A 17,568-nucleotide genomic window follows, 5' to 3' on the forward strand; every position below is an offset into this window, starting at 1 on the left:
TCTGGAACTGATACATGATTCCGCCAAACCGCGGAAGTATCTCCCGTCGTTTCCTTATCTGCACTGTTCATATCTATCCTCTTTCGATAAACAATTAGTGGGTGGCTCAGAGCCCAATTTCTCTTTTCTATTTTGGTGATCTAACGCCTCGCATAACCGGTGATTTGCGAAGCGCAGCGTAGCAAATTGTCCGAGTTTATGCGTTTGTTAGCTGTACCCATGTGTCGGACATATTTCAAGGTTTCCTCCTAACCCTTTTTAAGTATTTTTGCTTCTTTTTTTCTTTTTCTTCGTATTCTATTACCTGACGCCTTAAATCCTCGTTTTCTTTTCTTGTACGATTCATATTCTCTATTAAGTCATTAACTCTGCCACTAAACCTGTATTCTTTTTGAATTAACTCGTTTACAACCACAAGATCACTTTCCGTAATTTCACCGGTGTTTTCATCGTGAAGTATTTTAGTTGTAATGTCTTGCAAATCTCTTTTTAGCCTAGTTACTTTTGTTCCTCTTAAATCGCATCCAAGATCAATGACCCTTTTTATTTCATCCCAGCCATCATTAATGGCGTAATGAAGAAACGGATTAAATAATATGGATGAAACATCCTTGTATTCAAGATTATTAGAAAGCTCTAACTCCATGTATGACAATATAACAAGAGGTTTAATGTAGAAGCTTCTATAGATACCAAGATCTTTGGCGGATTTTAGTGCGCGGGTTGATGTTGTAATAACACTGTGATTATTCTTTTTGTAAAAACTCATATACATTAATGCGTCGGTTCGTGCGATCCGGGTATTTTCAGCCTCATCCCTAAATCCCGACTTTTCTGTTTCTAGTGTTAGCCCTAATATTTTTTCTTGTAGCTCAGCGCGCAAAGGATCAACGCCACTAGCCAATTCTTCGTTTTGTTCTAGCGTCAAATATTTTATGTTTTCAGAAATCTCATCTTCTATATATCCTTTTATAAATTCAAGGCTATCTTTTTCGTCGTAAAAATTTCTCAAATATACATTAAAGGTAACATCTAGATCTTCCTGAGGTCTATTAAAGTAAGACTCAACAAATACATTGTTGACTTTTTCAAGGAGGAGATCCAGGTCGAGTTTTTCGTTTGTGCTAGAAAAATACTGATAGCTTCTGTGCGCGTATTTGGCATGCACACATACTTCTTCCAATATTTCTATAGGTATTATGATCTTCGCGCTACTTTTTAGAAGTATTTCAATAATCCTACGGTAGGATGGTGACTTTTGTGAATGTGTAGCAACCAAATTTAATACAAAATCAGTATCAAGGACATATGTCTTACCAGAGTGCGTGGTTCCTCTAGTAGTATTTACTTTTGGATCCAGTCCTATTAGTTGCAATCCAAGATATGTTTTTCGTATTTTATCTAAAATTGGCTTAATTTTTAGTGCTGGATTGCTCAGCAATCTACCGAGCACCAAAATTAGATGATCTGATACCTCTTTTGATAAATTATTTTTTGACCTATGTAAAAGCAATGAATTAACTTGTTCGTCTGTAATGTCACCATTCTCAACCAACACATCATAAGCATAAAGCTTATGAAACCCAACGATTGAGTCAATTACGTTCGTTTTCACAATTTCTTTTTGTTCTTCGCTCAATTCCAACCCAATGGTCTTACCTAACTCATTCAATACCCACTGTGTTAATATATGAAAATCATCATGAATCCCTTTATCACTCTGTTGCATTTTTTGCGAATAGTCATTGCTTACGTATAGTTTTCCCCCATCACTAACAATTAGTTTCTTTTTCGTTAATCTAGTCAATGTGGCAGTAATTTTATTTTTGTCCAAATTTACCTTTATCGATTTTTTGAGCTCAGTATAAATATCTTCACTTGTGATTGTTTCACTTCTGTTTACAGTCAGATCGTATATTAATACAAGAACAAGTGTGTCAAATATTTGCTTGTTAGTAAGATTGATTTGCACACCCTCTTTAGTCATTAAATAGGATATTTTTAGCAAGGCAGTTTGATATGATGTGACTTCATTGTCAGTCATTTCCACTAAAGAAGGTGCGTATAGTGCTCTGTGAATGTCTTCAATTTTAATGGAATCTGATTTATTGAATATATGATTGTATAATCCATACCCATGGATTAAGTCTATAAGTTCATTGCCATTTTTTAGCTGTATGAATTCGTCATTCTTTTTGTTTGCTAATAAAGTTTTTGATTTCCATTTCGACCACCAAGTCTGCTCATCTATAGGTAAAGTAATAGGAATACACAAAATCCATTTTTTCATTTCATATGATGGCGAATTTATCGCGGTTTTAAACGACTCCCTAATTTGGTCCTTCTGTGAATCTCCAAACTGCTCGATAAAGAATTTGCATTGAATTACAATAATCGGTTCAACTCCGATGTTTCCAACCAATATATCGATCCCACCATCACCCTGTTTAACAGCCACCTGCTGTACGTTTTTACTAACATATATTTTTCTAAAGAGGGTTTCACATGCTTTTTCAAAAGCGGCTCTCGCCCCCTCAACTCCTCCATGGGTAATTTTAAAATCATTCCAGCTATCAGACATAATGTTACCTTGGTATTATTGAATTCATGACCTGTCTATATCGCCTTGCCGTTAAACCTACTGGTTCTACTTTCAGCTAACGTTTAAGCTGTGCGGCGCGACGACAGGAGCGTCCGAACGAGCGCATTGTTAGCTTTGGTTGTGCCTGACAATGAATTTTGCTCGTTCATATAGCTCATCAAATGTAATAATTTCTGGATTAGTTGTATTCTTTCTTAGCAACTCAAAAGACCTCAGTTTGTCTTTGTTTACACCATGCTCTGAAACAAATTCATTCATGCTACCAATAACCAGATAAGACTTTGGCTGATAGTTGTAGATTTCTTCACCCGTTGGGTTCCCCTCTTTGTCACTTGGGTTAATTTTAACTGACAAGTTCTCTACTGCTGAAGCCACGGTACCTTGAACCTGTGCTATAGCTCCAGCAAGCTCTTTTGATGGAGCCCAACACCCTGTTCTATACGGTTTGTTCTCAAGTAATTCTGTCGCGTGTGTTTTAATTTCTATAAAACACAAGTTAGAAATAATTCCTTTTGTTTTCATTAGTGCATCTACTCGCTTACCATGTGAGTCGACGCTATGACCTTGAACAATTTGCTCTAATTTTTTGTCATCGAGACTTGACAGAAAAATGTAACCTAAACCGTAACCAAAGACCCATGGGTTCTTTTCGAAATATTTTTGCCATAGCCCTTCGGCGGTTGTTTGATACTTTTGTTGTAAATCTGAAAAATAATCTGAATTTACCAATAATTTTTCATAAACATCTAGTTGTTTTTTTCTATATCCAACAGCAACGATGTCTTCTTTGGTTATTTCAGATTTTAGTACTTCTGTAAATATTTCTTGATTTTCGTGTATCAGTCTTTTTGCCTGATTGTTTGAAACAACAAGGTTCTTTAATTCTTCATCTGTTAGGTCTATTCGGCCTCTTGTTTTTAGTTGTACTGAGTGAATGTTGTTTAAAAACTCTATTAGTTTGTCTATTTCTTCACCAACAAAGGAGAAGCTCGCATTATGCGGCTTTTCTGTGGCGATGGTATAACCCTGAATGCTTAGTACAAATAGACTTCTATCATCCTCAAAGAATTTTGCAGTTATTTTACTTTTTGCGTCGTCTTTATGACGCAAGACCATCTCATCTTTTATTTTTGCAAACGCGTAACTCGTTGGCGATTCTATCAGTTTTGTGGCGATTCTTATTTGGCGAGAATCATCACCAAATGAAGTAAGACTAGGACTTATATAAGTCTTTCCTTCTTTCGGATTTTCGTAGTTGTCTGAATCGCTCATGGTTTTTGTCTTGTAAAGCTAACGCCAAACTAAGCCGACCGCTGGAGCGGTGCGTATTTTGTGCGATTTTGCACAAAATATGTGCCGCGGAAGTGGGTCGGCTTGAGTGACTTGTTAGAAGTTGATTTTCTCAATATTTGTTTGTTTTTCTTCAACATCTTTTCCTGTCTCCAGTTCTATTATAAGCAATGGGTCTTCGCCTAATTCTATGATGCTAACAACTACCCCTCTTTTCCCTTTGTTCATGCCATTAACAACAAGGACTGGATCATTATGCTCTAGATCTAACCCGTCTACTGGAAGATGAGATAAAAAATCATTGTGTTGCTGTATTGTTGGTTTCATGACTTCTAACGTTGTGTTAAGGGGCGCGCCGCTTTTGGCGCGTCCCAGCGACCGAAGGGAGCGAACTTGAACACCTTGTTAGAGTTATCCAAGTTTGTGTTTTACTTTCCATTCCTCATTCCACCCATATATTTTTAGATGGTGAACTTGGTGTTTCTCGTCTTCTTGATCTGAAAGCTTTGTAGTGGTTAGTTCTCCACCACCCCATTCCTCTGTGAAAAAGTGTGAATGCGGGCAATCATTTTTTTCTAATTGCACTTTCAACCGGTCTAGTTCTTTCAATAAATAGTTGACCCCGGCCAAGTCCAGATGCATGAAAATCTGCGTTCCATCTTCGTCGGTCACTAAGCTCAACAGGTGTTTATTCATGTGTTTTTAACTCTAACGTTTGAGGCCATGCGCGACCAACACCGCGAACGAAGTAAGCGGTGGGGCGTCGCGATGGGCCGACTTGTTATATGCGTGTCCAGGCATAATAGGCCATTAACAAGATAAATGAACCAAAAACAATAATTGCTCCGATTGCAAGAGCCTTTGCTATATAAGCCTCAGGTTTTGGAATTGAGCTAGTATAAAATTTAGCAATGGCCTCTTTTAAATTGTAACCTTGAAAAGCATTTTTTACCGCTTGTTCCTGTGAATCTTCATTCTTTGCTTTTAATTCTTCATTTTTCTTTCGCGACCAGCGAGCCGCCTTAATCATACCAAAACCCATTAGAGGGACTAAAATAAATATTAGTATTATTGGTATGTAATTGTTCATTATTTATTAACGCATATAACGATTGAATGCACCGGCGACAATGACCGCGGCGAAGCCGCGGTTTGGCGTCCGGTGGCATGACTTGTTATGTGTTTTCTTCATTTATTACAGTTCGGGCACTTAGATTGTTTTAGTAACCAGTGAACCCACTCATTGTGGCTTTTACCACTTACACCTTGCCAAACCCACGGAGATTTACAATTAGGGCACCGAATTGAAACGCAGCCATAAATGAAAGTACCGAGGCCGATAAAAATACCAGACAACACTAGAGAAAACCCCAGTGCTCTAGACTCTAAGTTAGCAAGGCCAATAAACATGATGGTGCCGCCTACAACAGCGCCCCAAAAGAATATATTAGCTTTCCACCACTGACCGGTTTTTTTAATTATTGATTCGTTGTACATATTTTATTTATACACATAACAGTATGTTATACAGAGTCTGTATAGCACCCGAAAATCCGGAGATATACAGACGCTGTATAGTTCAATATACGATGCCAACTACTGGCATTCCCCCTGGTAACTCATTATCATAACTGCCTAATATAAAAGTAGCACACTAAATATGGAGATTGAAGCTATGGCAATGGACTCTGCCGCGGCGTCTGGTTCCGTGCGCCGTTTCTGGGATAAGTATCTAATTTTACTCGGTAAAAACAACATAAAGCCAACTGCTCAGCGGTGGTATGTTCGGCGAGTTGAGCAATATATTGATCACTATCAAGGGGTAAAATTATCTACCCATACCGCTGAACATGTTACTGACTATTTTCGTGAAATAGGCAGTCAAACGACTCTAAAAGACTGGCAATATGCCCAGGTTGTCGATGCTATACAGCTATTATTCGGTGGACTTATCCACAGCCCATGGGCCAAAGACTACGATTGGCAGCATTGGCAGGCGTTTGCCAGAACCCTTGAGCCTGACCACCCTACTATAATCAAGGATATCAGCAACCTGCAATCAGAGAACCTGGCTGACAGTTATCGTGGGTCCCTGGTTCGCAATATGTCTCGCCAGAATCCTGAATACATCAACAAACTAATCGCTGTTATACGCAGTCGAGATCTGGCGCTCACCACTGAGCGCAGCTACCTGCACTGGGTTTGCCGTTTTCTCTCTTATCATAAAGATGCAACAACGTACGCCGATCAACATATTATTGACTATATAGAACAGCTTGTTATCCGCCGGGATGTATCGGCCAGCACCCAATCACAGGCACTTAACGCGCTCGTCTTTTTTTATCGTCATGTACTGGAGCAGGAAGTTGGCGATATTCAGAATTTTGTGCGGGCTCGCAGACCAAAGCGACTCCCTGTAGTGCTGAGTCGTGATGAAGTCAGGGATGTCATGTCACACATGAAAGGAACTCATTATCTTATGTCCAGTCTGTTGTACGGTGCCGGCCTGCGACTGATGGAATGTGTGCGATTGCGCGTAATGGATATTGATTTTGCCTACGAGCAAATCAGGGTATGCGATGGTAAAGGCAAAAAAGACAGAATTGTTCCCCTGCCTTCCTCAGTCAAGCTGTTGCTTTCATCTCATCTTGATGAAAGAAAAAAACTGCACGAAAAGGATCTCGAAAACGGCCATGGTGAAATCTATTTACCTGCCGCGCTGGCGCGCAAGTACCCTCACGCGCCTTCTGACTGGCGCTGGCAATACGTATTCTGCTCAACCATGGTGGCCTACGATTCACGTTCAGGTAAAACACGTCGCCATCATCTTCACCAGACGGCTTTGCAGAAAATTATTCGCGATTCAGCCAGGAAGGCCGGTATATGCAAGCGTGTTACAACACACACCTTTCGTCACTCATTTGCCACGCATTTACTGGAGGATGGTTACGACATTCGCACGGTGCAGGAACTGCTGGGGCATTCTGATGTGTCCACCACCATGATTTATACCCACGTGCTGAACAAGGGCGCCAATGCTGTGAAGAGCCCAATGGACAGTCTGAATATGTGACACAGATTCCTGGATCCCGGCGCCTGGAGTCGGTGACGAAGGCGGCCATAATAAAACTCCGCAGGAGGTTTTATGGCGTGCATGGAATTACTCTCACGCCCCGGGCCTGCTCTGCCGAATTGACTATCTTGAGGCCGCTTCCGGGATGACGGTGCAGGTTGTGTGGCGGAATAGATAAACAGCTGCGCCCTACTCTGCTTTTACAGTCAGGGGCGCCTGCTGGAGGACATGGAAGGTTGAGGTACGGCGCAATAGAAAAAGCAATTGCGCCCTACTCGGCTACGCTCCCTTTGGTCACTCCGGTCGTAGATGCGGGAACAGCAGTACGTCGCGGATGGAGGGTGAGTCGGTAAACAGCATGACCAGGCGATCAATACCGATGCCCTCGCCTGCTGTCGGTGGCATGCCGTGTTCCAGTGCGCGGATGTAGTCGGCGTCAAAGTGCATGGCTTCTTCGTCACCGGCATCCTTTTCCTGCACCTGCTTGCGGAAGCGTTCTGCCTGGTCTTCGGCATCATTCAGTTCCGAGAAGCCGTTGGCGATTTCACGACCGCCGACAAAGAATTCAAACCGGTCGGTGACATGCGGGTCGTCGTCATTGAGCCGCGCCAGTGGCGACACTTCGGTCGGGTAACGGGTGATAAAGGTCGGGTCCTTGAGATTGTGCTCAACGGTTTTTTCAAAGATCTCGATCTGCACCTTGCCCAGGCCCCAGCTGTCTTTCAGCGGAATGCCGAGACCTTCGGCGAGCTTGCGGCATTGCCCCAGGTCGTCCACCTGGGCTTCGGTGAAGTCGGGGTTATAGTGCAGGATGGAATCCCTGACGCTCATGCGGGCGAAGCGCTTGCCAAAGTCATAGGTCTCGCCCTGGTATTCGATTTCGGTCTTGCCGAGAATCACTTCGGCCATGCTGCGCAGCAGTTCTTCGGTCAGGTTCATCAGGTCTTCGTACGTCGCGTAAGCCTGGTAAAACTCCAGCATGGTGAACTCGGGATTATGCCGGGTAGACAGGCCTTCATTCCGGAAGTTGCGGTTGATTTCATAGACACGCTCAAAGCCGCCCACCACCAGGCGCTTGAGGTACAGCTCCGGCGCGATGCGCAGGAACAATTGCATGTCCAGCGCGTTGTGGTGGGTCATAAATGGCTTGGCGGTAGCGCCACCGGGAATCGCCTGCATCATCGGCGTTTCCACTTCGATGTAGCCGCGCTCGTCGAGGAATGAACGAATATAACGCATCATCTCGGTGCGCATGCGGAACGTCTTGCGCGTCACCTCGTTCATGATCAGGTCAAGATAACGCTGACGGTATTTTGTTTCCTGGTCGGACAGGCCATGGAACTTCTCCGGCAGCGGGCGAATTGCCTTGGTCAGCAGCTGGATCTTCTCCACCTTCACTGACAGCTCACCGGTCTTGGTTTTGAACAGCGTACCGCTGGCGGCAATAATGTCGCCCATGTCCCACTTCTTGAACTGCTCGTTGTATACGCCTTCGGGCAGCGCATCGCGCTGGACAAACAACTGGATCTGCCCGGCCATGTCCTGGATGTGACAGAACGCCGCCTTGCCCATGATGCGCTTGGTCATCATGCGACCGGCTACCTTGACGCGCACGTTGCGCAGCTCGATCACGTCGGCCGGTTGCTCACCGTACTCGGCATGCAGCTCGCCGGACATGATGTTGCGACGGAAGTCATTGGGAAACGCCTGCCCTTCTTCACGCAGCCTGGCCAGCTTGGCTCGGCGATCGGCAATCTCCTTGCCTTCGTCGCGCGGTTGTTCGTTGCCTTGTTCCTGGGTGTCTTTGTCGCTCATGATGTTTCCGTCTTATAAACCTTGCTTGAGACTGGCTTCGATAAACTGGTCAAGATCACCGTCCAGTACGGCCTGGGTATTGCCGGTTTCCACGCTGGTACGCAGGTCCTTGATGCGTGACTGGTCCAGCACGTAGGAACGAATCTGGCTGCCCCAGCCGATATCCGCCTTGGAGTCTTCCAGTTTCTGCTGTTCTTCACGGCGCTTGAGCATTTCCTGCTCGTACAGGCGTGACTTTAACACTTTCATGGCCTCGGCTTTATTCTTGTGTTGCGACCGGTCGTTCTGGCACTGCACAACAACGCCGGTCGGCATATGGGTAATACGCACGGCGGAGTCGGTCCGGTTAACGTGCTGACCGCCGGCGCCGGAGGCGCGGTAGGTATCAATGCGCAAGTCGGCCGGGTTGATGTCGATTTCCACCGAGTCGTCAATTTCCGGCGAGACAAACACCGACGCAAACGAGGTATGGCGGCGATTGCCGGAATCAAACGGTGACTTGCGCACCAGGCGATGCACGCCGGTTTCGGTACGCAGGTAGCCGTAGGCGTATTCGCCGGTGAACTTGACCGTGGCACTCTTGATGCCGGCCACTTCACCGTCAGAGACTTCCATTAATTCGGTTTTGAAGCCGCTGCGCTCACCCCAGCGCAGGTACATGCGCAGCAACATGTTGGCCCAGTCCTGGGCCTCGGTGCCGCCGGACCCGGACTGGATATCCAGGAAGGCATTGTTGGCATCCATCTCGCCGCCGAGCATGCGCCGGAATTCCAGTTGCGATAAATCGGTTTCGAGGGAATCCAGCTCAGCGGCCACTTCTTCGGCCATGGCCGGGTCGCCGTCATCGCGGGCCATTTCCAGCAGCTCAAGATTGTCTTTCAGCCCGGATTCGAGGCGGTCAAATACGCGCACCTCGTCTTCAAGTCGTGCCCGCTCCTGGCCCAGCTCCTGGGCGCGCTTGGGCTCGTCCCAGATGTCAGGTTGCTCCAGCTCGCGCCGGACTTCGGTCAGTCGTTCCCGCTTGCTGTCGAGGTCAAAGATACCCCCTCAGGGCATCAGATCGCCCTTGAAGGTCTTTGATTTGATTAAACAGTGGATTGAGGTCTTCCATTGCACGGCTTCCGGTATCGTTCAAGCGGCCGAAGTCTACCGGAAAGCTTTGGTAACAGGTATAGCCGCACGCCAAAAAACCCGCGCCCCGGCGGAACATTACCAGGCCTTCGGTCGCCCTGATCACCGTGCCAAATCGGCTCCGTGCCGCCGTTCATCCAAATCCGCAGCTCCCGGGTTGTTTTCCCGGTCGTTCCTGTTTCAGAATGCGTCTTCATAAAAATGAACTGGTGGCAGGCATGACCAGAAGCCCGGCGACGCGACCCGGCACCATCACACACCTGGACACCGACGCTGGCGAGACGCGGCGTACTGGTGACAATAGTGACGCAGACCAGCAGACGGCTGGATGGCGTCATGCCGTGGACTTTAGTCACGATGACCTGCGCCAGCGGGAACGCGAAATCGCCTTGCTCAAGGAAGTCAGCGCCGCTGTCAGCTCCCAGCTTCACCTGGAAAAATTATTTGAGCTGGTCGTACAGCGCGCCCGGGCATTGATTCATGCAGAAACCGTACTGATTCCGCTTATTGACGAGGATCAACGCCACTACACTTACCGTGCTGCCTGCGGCCAGGATACGGATGATCTGATCGGCCACAGCCAGCCACTGGAAATCGGCGGCCTTGGCTGGAACTGGAAACGCGGCCAGCACCGTAAACAGGATCTGGTTGACCAGCTTAGCGAATCCGAACACAGCCAGTGGCAAACCGACAGCCAGTCCCTGCTGCTGGTGCCTCTTATCGGCAAACAGGATTTCATCGGCGCCATCACCTGTATCAACAAGGTCGGCGGTGAATTTGACGAGCGGGATCTGGAGATACTGTCAGTGTTTGCCAGCCAGGTGAGCATTGCCATTGAAAACGCCACCGCGTACGACAAGCTGGAAAAAGCCGTGTTCAAGGCCGAGCATTACCAGCAGGAACTGCGCGAACTGAACAGCCGCCTGCTGACCGCCAACCAGAAACTGGAAACCCTGGCGCACTATGATCATCTTACCGGCGCACCGAATCGTTCATTGGTGCACAGCAGGTTGCAACAGGCGCTGGATACCGCGCAACAGGACAATCAGCAGGTTGCCGTCATGATTGTTGATCTCGACCACTTCAAGGAAGTCAACGACACCCTGGGGCATCACGTCGGCGATGAACTGCTCAAGCAGGTGTGCTACCGGATGATTTCCGTACCCGATGACAGGGTCACCTTTGGTCGCCTGGGTGGTGACGAGTTTGCCGTGGTCATGCCGAACGCAACGGCCACCGAAGCGCAAACCCTGGCACATCGACTGGTATCAAGCCTGAACGAACCTTTTGCCGTTGAGGACAATAACTTTTCCGTATCGGCCAGTATTGGCATCGCACTGTACCCGGAGCATGGTGATTCCATGGCAACACTGCTGCGCTGTGCCGACGTCGCCATGTACGTGGCCAAGCGGGAGAAGTGTGATTGTTTTGTCTACAACAGCGAGCGCGACCTGCACAGCATCGGCCGCCTGGCCCTGAGCGGCGAAACCAAGAGCGCCATCATCAATGATGAAATGTGTCTTTATTACCAGCCGAAGGTCGATACTGAAAGTGGCGACATTATCGGGGTCGAGGCCCTGGCACGCTGGCCCCAGACACTGAAAGAAATGACGCCGCCTGATGCCTTTATCCCGATTATGGAGCAGTCCGGGCTGATACGACGCTTCACCAGCTGGGTGCTGGACCAGGCTATCGGCCAGCAATCCCGCTGGCGACAGCGCGATATCTTCATCACCATGTCTATCAACCTGTCCATGTACAACCTGCGAGACCCGTCGTTCCCGCGCCAGGTTTATGACAGCCTGGAAAAATGGGACGTGCCCGCTGAAAGTATTGTCTTTGAGCTGACCGAAAGCGCGGTAATGGGCGATCACCCGCAGGTGTACCAGGTATTCAACGAACTGTCGGCCCGGGGTATTCGCTTTTCCATCGATGACTTCGGCACTGGCTACTCATCACTGACCCTGCTCAGGAAGCTCAACGTCAGCGAGCTGAAGATGGACAAGTCCTTTATTTCACAAATCCTGTACAACAAGGATGATGAAGTGATAGTCAAATCCACCCTGGACCTGGGTCATAACCTGGGGCTTGAGGTAGTGGCTGAAGGCGTTGAAGATGAGGCGACCCGTGAGAAGCTCAAGACCATGGGTTGCCGGGTACTGCAGGGATACCACGTGGGCCGGCCGTTGCCGGCCGACGAGCTGTTTGTCAGCTGATCCGGCGCCCTAACCGGGATTCACACCCAGGGCACTGGCCACCAGTTTCTTGACCAGTGGCACGGCCTTGGGCACCTCGATATCCATAACCCACTCCAGCACCCACTTGTTTTCACCGGTTTCCATGACATCGGCTACATGCCTGGCCACAACACGCTTGAAGTTATGGCCCGGTTCACCGTTCTCGTAACTGCAGGTGGCATACTCGCCAAAGCGCTCGTTAAGCGTTGTGAAAAATGGCTGGATATAGTCGCCCTCGCCGAACACATCAAGCTGGTTCTCGGCTATGGTCTGGGCCAGGTGTTTGGCGGCGCCGGTAATCAACTTGCCGCGGTCTTCTTCTGAAAGCTGGCCGTAGACCATGCGGTCAATAATGGCGATGAAAAACGCAACCATTTCGATCATCAGGCCAAAGGTTTGTTCATCGGATTTGAAGTTGAACTCTTCCTCTTCCATCATGTTGCTCAGCGTTTGCCGGGCAACTTTCCAGACATTGAAGCCGACCACGCCGGCACGGTCTTCGATGGTTTTTTTGCGCGCTTCGTTGGCGCGACCCTTGCGCACTCGCTTGGTTTGATGCCAGTTGGCCTTGAGTCTGACTGCCATAATGCGTTACCCGGTTACCACTGTTATTGTTCAGGCAAACACCACCCAGGTGGTGGCAATATACTTCACGCCTTCATGTAATTCGCAGGCGCGATGCTCGTGAGTCCAGAACGGCGGAAACAATACCAGCTTGCCCTGTTCCGGCTTGACCTTCACATCCTGGTACAGGAACTCAGTTTCACCACCGGGGCCAGGCACGTCATTGAGATACCACAAGGCTACCAGTTGCCGGTAGGCAAAATCGTGGCTGCCGCCGTCAATATGCCAATGGTAGTACTCGCCGGGGTTATAGCGCTGGATGGCGTAACCCATGTCCTTGAACGGGCCTTTGAAAAATTCAAATCCTTCACGAAACTGGCGCACGGCCATGCCCAGTGAACGAAACAGCGCCTGGTCGATATCCTTCCAGTTCGGTTTGCCGCTGACAACAAGATCCGTGGTTTTCTTGATACTGCGATCTTCCGATGCCTGCTGACCAAGGCGACCGAGATACTGTTCCTCGGTGTTGGCCTCAAAACGCCGGATCATTTCACGGCACACATCCGCCGGCAGCGCTTCGCTGACTTCATAGATAAACGTGCCGGGTTTCACCTCGCGTATCGACAAGGGACCCAGATCGTCGACGTTTTTTATCACGCGCTCTGTTTGTGCATTCATGAAACTGCTCCGGCAAAAAACCTACCAACCGCCCGGTGATCCTGGCGGGGCGGCAGTTTACCATGGACCCGCTCGGGCGCGGAATCCGCATATACCCACGACTGGTCGGGGCTCGATGAACATGATAAAACCAACAGGCACAGTTGCGAGGCGTTACATGGTCGACATTGAAGACATCACCCGCCGCACCCGGGACAACTGCCATATCTCCGACGCCCGTTACGCGGGCAACTACACCATGTGCATATTCCTGTTGAAAATGCGCGAATATTATCGCTGGGAGCAACGACTGCCGTTTGATGTGCAACTGCCAAGAGAACAACTGGGTGACTGGCTGGTTCAGCGCGAGGCTTTGTGGAACGAGGTAGAAGAAAACGATTATCATTCCCTGCCATTACCCGAACCCGTTGATCCCCTTGACTCAACAACCGTCAATGCCCGGCTGATCCCCGAGGGCTACATTTACAGCAGCGGCTTCGGCGTTTTTGGCAAACCGCATTTTTTCCTCGGCCAGCTTCAGCGCAACGAAATTGTCGAGGGCAACACCCTGTATGTCGTCGGCGACGAGCTGGCCCGTGATCTCGTCGCGCCGCCGGCCATGAGCCAGGGCAATACCATTTTCATACGCCGCGAGTCCGTCAAACGTTTCATGTGGGAACGCATCGAACAATGGCAATGGTCCGGCAGGAAAGAGCGGGCCATGACCTACGCCGTCAGCCTCTATGGCGACGACAACGACCTGGATAAGCTGCTGGATGTCATGACCGACAACGAAATCAATACCATGATTCTGCACGAAATCGGCGAAGCCCGTGTCGGCCGTGAACTGGGTGAAGCCCAGCAACACTGGCAGGACATGGTCAGCACGTTTGCCAGTTCACGCACCGAGTTCCTGTTGCGCGCCACGCGTGACATTATTGCTGACTGCAATGTCACCCTGCCGACCCTGCTGGATGAAAGCAATGACGCGGCACTGCATTTTTATTTTGCCAATTACTCCGGCATGCGCAAACACCTGTTCCCGGAAATGCTTGACGCCTACCACCAGTTCCTGGACCACCGTAGCAAGCAACCGCTGCTGGAACTGGCCAGGGTCGGCGCCGAACAATGGCAACGAAAACTCGACGAGACCGTGCAGAACTGGACCCGGTCCGGCTCCCTCGAGGCCGAACAAATCAGCCGAATACTGGAAGCTGCCTGACGCCGATACCTGGTTCTCTCCCCTGCCACAAGCGAACCGATCTTGATACAATCAGCCACCTGTCACGAACCCCTGACGCAACAAAAAAGGCACGCATGAAACTCAAAGTCACTATTGAAGGCCGAAGCAAGACCCTGGACATCCCGTCACGTTATGTCGACGAGGCAGGCGAGTTCTTCGACAAAATGGACAGCGACATGGATCGCGGCTGGCAGATCGGTCCTGAATTCATTGAAAGCCCCGATACCATACAACGTTGCCAGATTGCCGCCGACAAAATGCTGGCCGCCATCGAAAGCCAGAACGAAAACCTGATGTACCTGATGGCCGGGTATATTCTTAACCGCATGCCCAACGTTGTTGAAGTGGATATTGATGTCAACGGAGATCCGCTGGGCACACAGATCAAAACCGCCGACAGCACATCGGGCCATCATCTTCACTAAGCGGCGAAATCACCATGCTGGTAAAAATTGAAAACGCGCTCGACGCCAACAAGCTTCGCAACGTGCTCAAGGTAATGGAGCAGGCGCCGTTCCTGGATGGCAGGACCTCGGCCGGAAAACATGCACAACGGATCAAGAACAACCTGGAGATGGATCAGCGATCACAACAGGCACAATACCTTAATGAACTGGTGGTCGGCAGCCTGTTGCAGATCCCCGCGTTTCAGTTCAGCGCCCTGCCACACAAGATTTCACAACCGTTTTTCGCCCGTTACCAGCCAGGCATGCAGTACGGCGACCATATCGATGACCCGGTCATGGGCCAGATCGGTGCGCAATTTCGTTGCGACGTGGCAACAACCGTGTTTTTAAACAATCCCGAAGACTACGAAGGCGGCGAACTGGTGGTCAATACACCGTTCGGTACGCAGAAAACCAGGCTCAAGGCCGGCGATGCCGTGACCTACCCGGCTTCCAGCCTGCATCACGTCGCCGAAGTGACAAAAGGTGAACGCATTGTTTGCGTATTCTGGACCCAGAGCATGGTGCGCGACCCGGCCAGGCGTGAGCTATTATATGAACTCAACCTCGCACGCGAGAGCCTGATGTCGTCGCAACCGGACAGCAACGAAACCGCGCTGATTGACCGCAGCTACGGCAATCTTGTGCGCATGTGGGCAGACGTTTGATAACAATACGAGGAGAACTTGATGGCTGACAAGATAATCAGGACTGAAGAAGAATGGCGTCAGCAGCTCACGGAAGAGGAATATCGCATTACCCGCGAAGCCGGTACCGAGCGCGCCTTTACCGGTGAATACTGGGATACCAAGACTCCCGGCACCTATCACTGCAAATGTTGCGGCGAACCGTTGTTTGTTTCCGAAACCAAGTACGATTCAGGTTGCGGCTGGCCCAGCTTTTTCCAGGCCTTAACGGAAGAAGGCATTACCGAGCGCGAAGATCTTAGTCTCAACCGCGTCCGCACGGAAATCCTGTGCAGCAAGTGTGATGCCCACCTGGGTCATGTATTTGAAGACGGCCCACAACCGACAGGTTTGCGTTATTGCGTAAACTCGGCGTCGGTAAAGCTGGAAGAGAAGAAATAACTTGAGAGTTATTTCGACTCCAGCAGTTCCCGAATCTGCGTCGGCAGGAATTTCCTGGATTTTTCTGTAATTGCCCGCTCGTGCTTCTGCCACAGAATACCGAGATAAATAACCAGGAGACCAATAACCGTCAACGAGATCGGGAACAGCCAGCTGTTATTGAACAGGCTTGATGCGAGATGCCCTACGTAACCGCAACTGCCAAGTGCACCAAACACCACAAACACCCTTCGCACCAGCAACGCCCCGATACCAATCATGAATATGTTGATGCAAAAATATATGAACTTTGACAATTCACTGTCGGAACTTAGTAGTGACATTCCGCCCCAGAATGCCATTACGCCAAAAATATATATCCAGAATGCATAGTCGGCTGTCTTGCGGGACCGTATATCAATCCAGAAAGCAAGTCCTATCATAAGCAGGCCGCTGTACATTGATACCAGCTTGCGCAGTGCCCAGTCATAGTCGCCTCCTGACAGCATTGCCGTTACGTCCATCGACAAATACCACAGCGTCACTGCAATCGGCATAACCAGGAAAGGATATCTGTATTTCCAGACGACGATACTGCCCACTGCAAGAGTGCCAAGCTCCATATACAACCAGTGCCATTTTATATACCGATGGTAGTCACGATAGGCCGTTTCATCGGGCCATACACCGAGCCCCTGTTGCAAACCGTAGAGAACCAACGGAGTCAGTGCCACGACAAAGGTGGCACATATTCCGGCGGGTACTTTATATCCTTTTTTGCCGAACACATTTGTCAGCTTGATTCCGATACCGGCGTATATCAGTGAGATAACAACAATTCCCCAGCCGCCAAATGTCTCCCATCCCAGGTTCATGAACAGGGTCATGGCACTGATTGCAATAAGGCCCCCGAAATAATACAGGACATGGGTTAAATCAAATACCGGCCCACCGGCAGATTGATTCTTCAGAAACAAGAGCAGCTGCTCTGCCTGCACTGAAGTAATAATGTTGCTTTTCACTGCCTCTTGCAGGCTGTTTTTCGTAACTTTCATTACTCCCTCCTCCCTGTTACCGCGCTGGCTTTCCGTCTAAATTCAATATTTGGTTGCCGTGGAACGGATTGGCGACCGGCTATTTGATGACCCGCAATCTCGCCGCGCCGGATTGACGGTTTAATACCGGGGCATTGCAGCTCAAAATGCAGGCATCAAACCAGCTATGGCAAACAGCTACGTATTAAGCTTGTATATCACCATTACGACCACCGCCAGTGCCGTAATGAATATTGCCAGCTTGGCCAATTCCATTTCTCGGCCGACACCCTGCTTGTGTCTGCGCCTGATCGACCGCAGTTGCTCATCAGTCAATCCATGGCAGTGCGGACACAGTACAGCAGTTTTCCTGTGGTGCAGTCCGCACCGGGGACATCGGATATTGGTT

16 protein-coding genes are annotated in these 17,568 nt (G+C 49.1%); 6 read left to right on the top strand and 10 right to left on the bottom strand.

Translation table 11 applies throughout. The features are described 5' to 3' along the window. Window positions 1–235: 235 nt before the first annotated feature. The 5 genes from OEZ10_07990 to OEZ10_08010 all read right to left on the bottom strand — a co-directional run bounded on the left by OEZ10_07990 (window position 236) and on the right by OEZ10_08010 (window position 4,922). Window positions 236–2,581: a restriction endonuclease gene (locus tag OEZ10_07990; GenBank protein ID MDH5632921.1), complete on the bottom strand. Its 2,346-nt coding sequence runs from the start codon at window positions 2,579–2,581 to the stop codon at window positions 236–238. Between the two features lie 129 nt (window positions 2,582–2,710). After that, window positions 2,711–3,874, bottom strand: a complete 1,164-nt coding sequence (locus OEZ10_07995) for a DUF4263 domain-containing protein (GenBank protein ID MDH5632922.1) — start codon at window positions 3,872–3,874, stop codon at window positions 2,711–2,713. 114 nt (window positions 3,875–3,988) lie between these two features. Beyond that, entirely contained in the window at window positions 3,989–4,219 is a 231-nt protein-coding gene (locus OEZ10_08000) for a hypothetical protein (protein MDH5632923.1), read from the bottom strand. Window positions 4,220–4,303: 84 nt separating this feature from the next. Then, a complete protein-coding gene (locus tag OEZ10_08005; protein MDH5632924.1) occupies window positions 4,304–4,588 on the bottom strand; it encodes an Imm32 family immunity protein in 285 nt (94 codons plus the stop codon). Window positions 4,589–4,673: 85 nt separating this feature from the next. Further along, window positions 4,674–4,922, bottom strand: coding sequence for a hypothetical protein (locus OEZ10_08010; protein ID MDH5632925.1), 249 nt, complete (start codon window positions 4,920–4,922; stop codon window positions 4,674–4,676). A 645-nt stretch (window positions 4,923–5,567) separates the two neighbouring features. Between OEZ10_08010 and OEZ10_08015 the strand changes: the two genes are divergently transcribed. Then, a complete protein-coding gene (locus OEZ10_08015) occupies window positions 5,568–6,965 on the top strand; it encodes an integron integrase (protein MDH5632926.1) in 1,398 nt (465 codons plus the stop codon). 294 nt (window positions 6,966–7,259) lie between these two features. On the opposite strand, the gene lysS is transcribed toward OEZ10_08015, so the two are convergent. Together lysS and prfB are read right to left on the bottom strand one after the other, a co-directional pair. Next, window positions 7,260–8,780, bottom strand: a complete 1,521-nt coding sequence (gene lysS, locus OEZ10_08020; protein ID MDH5632927.1) for a lysine--tRNA ligase — start codon at window positions 8,778–8,780, stop codon at window positions 7,260–7,262. Window positions 8,781–8,792: 12 nt separating this feature from the next. Further along, window positions 8,793–9,891 (bottom strand): peptide chain release factor 2 gene (gene prfB / locus OEZ10_08025; protein MDH5632928.1). Its coding sequence is split into 2 segments (ribosomal slippage): window positions 8,793–9,815 and window positions 9,817–9,891, totalling 1,098 coding nucleotides; the frame shifts between segments, so codons are not numbered across the junction. A 238-nt stretch (window positions 9,892–10,129) separates the two neighbouring features. Here prfB and OEZ10_08030 point away from each other — a divergent pair. Continuing rightward, the gene (locus tag OEZ10_08030; protein MDH5632929.1) at window positions 10,130–12,127 is read left to right on the top strand and encodes an EAL domain-containing protein; all 1,998 of its coding nucleotides are present in this window, start codon (window positions 10,130–10,132) and stop codon (window positions 12,125–12,127) included. A 9-nt stretch (window positions 12,128–12,136) separates the two neighbouring features. Here OEZ10_08030 and OEZ10_08035 read toward each other — a convergent pair whose 3' ends face one another. Both OEZ10_08035 and OEZ10_08040 read right to left on the bottom strand, forming a co-directional pair. Further along, a complete protein-coding gene (locus tag OEZ10_08035; GenBank protein ID MDH5632930.1) occupies window positions 12,137–12,733 on the bottom strand; it encodes a hypothetical protein in 597 nt (198 codons plus the stop codon). A 30-nt stretch (window positions 12,734–12,763) separates the two neighbouring features. Further along, entirely contained in the window at window positions 12,764–13,390 is a 627-nt protein-coding gene (locus OEZ10_08040) for a 2OG-Fe(II) oxygenase (GenBank protein MDH5632931.1), read from the bottom strand. Between the two features lie 121 nt (window positions 13,391–13,511). On the opposite strand from OEZ10_08040, the gene OEZ10_08045 reads away from it, so the two are divergent. The 4 genes from OEZ10_08045 (at window position 13,512) to msrB (ending at window position 16,146) form a co-directional block, all read left to right on the top strand. Continuing rightward, the gene (locus OEZ10_08045) at window positions 13,512–14,591 is read left to right on the top strand and encodes a hypothetical protein (GenBank protein ID MDH5632932.1); all 1,080 of its coding nucleotides are present in this window, start codon (window positions 13,512–13,514) and stop codon (window positions 14,589–14,591) included. Window positions 14,592–14,686: 95 nt separating this feature from the next. Further along, entirely contained in the window at window positions 14,687–15,037 is a 351-nt protein-coding gene (locus tag OEZ10_08050) for a hypothetical protein (GenBank protein ID MDH5632933.1), read from the top strand. A 14-nt stretch (window positions 15,038–15,051) separates the two neighbouring features. Continuing rightward, window positions 15,052–15,726, top strand: coding sequence for a Fe2+-dependent dioxygenase (locus OEZ10_08055; GenBank protein MDH5632934.1), 675 nt, complete (start codon window positions 15,052–15,054; stop codon window positions 15,724–15,726). Window positions 15,727–15,747: 21 nt separating this feature from the next. Then, window positions 15,748–16,146 carry a peptide-methionine (R)-S-oxide reductase MsrB gene (gene msrB / locus OEZ10_08060; protein MDH5632935.1) on the top strand — a complete coding sequence of 133 codons (399 nt, stop codon included), beginning with the start codon at window positions 15,748–15,750 and terminating at the stop codon, window positions 16,144–16,146. Window positions 16,147–16,154: 8 nt separating this feature from the next. Here the strand turns inward: msrB and OEZ10_08065 are convergent, their stop codons facing one another. Further along, window positions 16,155–17,180, bottom strand: coding sequence for a DUF2157 domain-containing protein (locus tag OEZ10_08065; GenBank protein MDH5632936.1), 1,026 nt, complete (start codon window positions 17,178–17,180; stop codon window positions 16,155–16,157). Window positions 17,181–17,568 lie beyond the last annotated feature (388 nt).

The organism is Gammaproteobacteria bacterium (assembly GCA_029880545.1).
GTDB lineage: Bacteria > Pseudomonadota > Gammaproteobacteria > Acidiferrobacterales > SZUA-150 > JAOUOD01.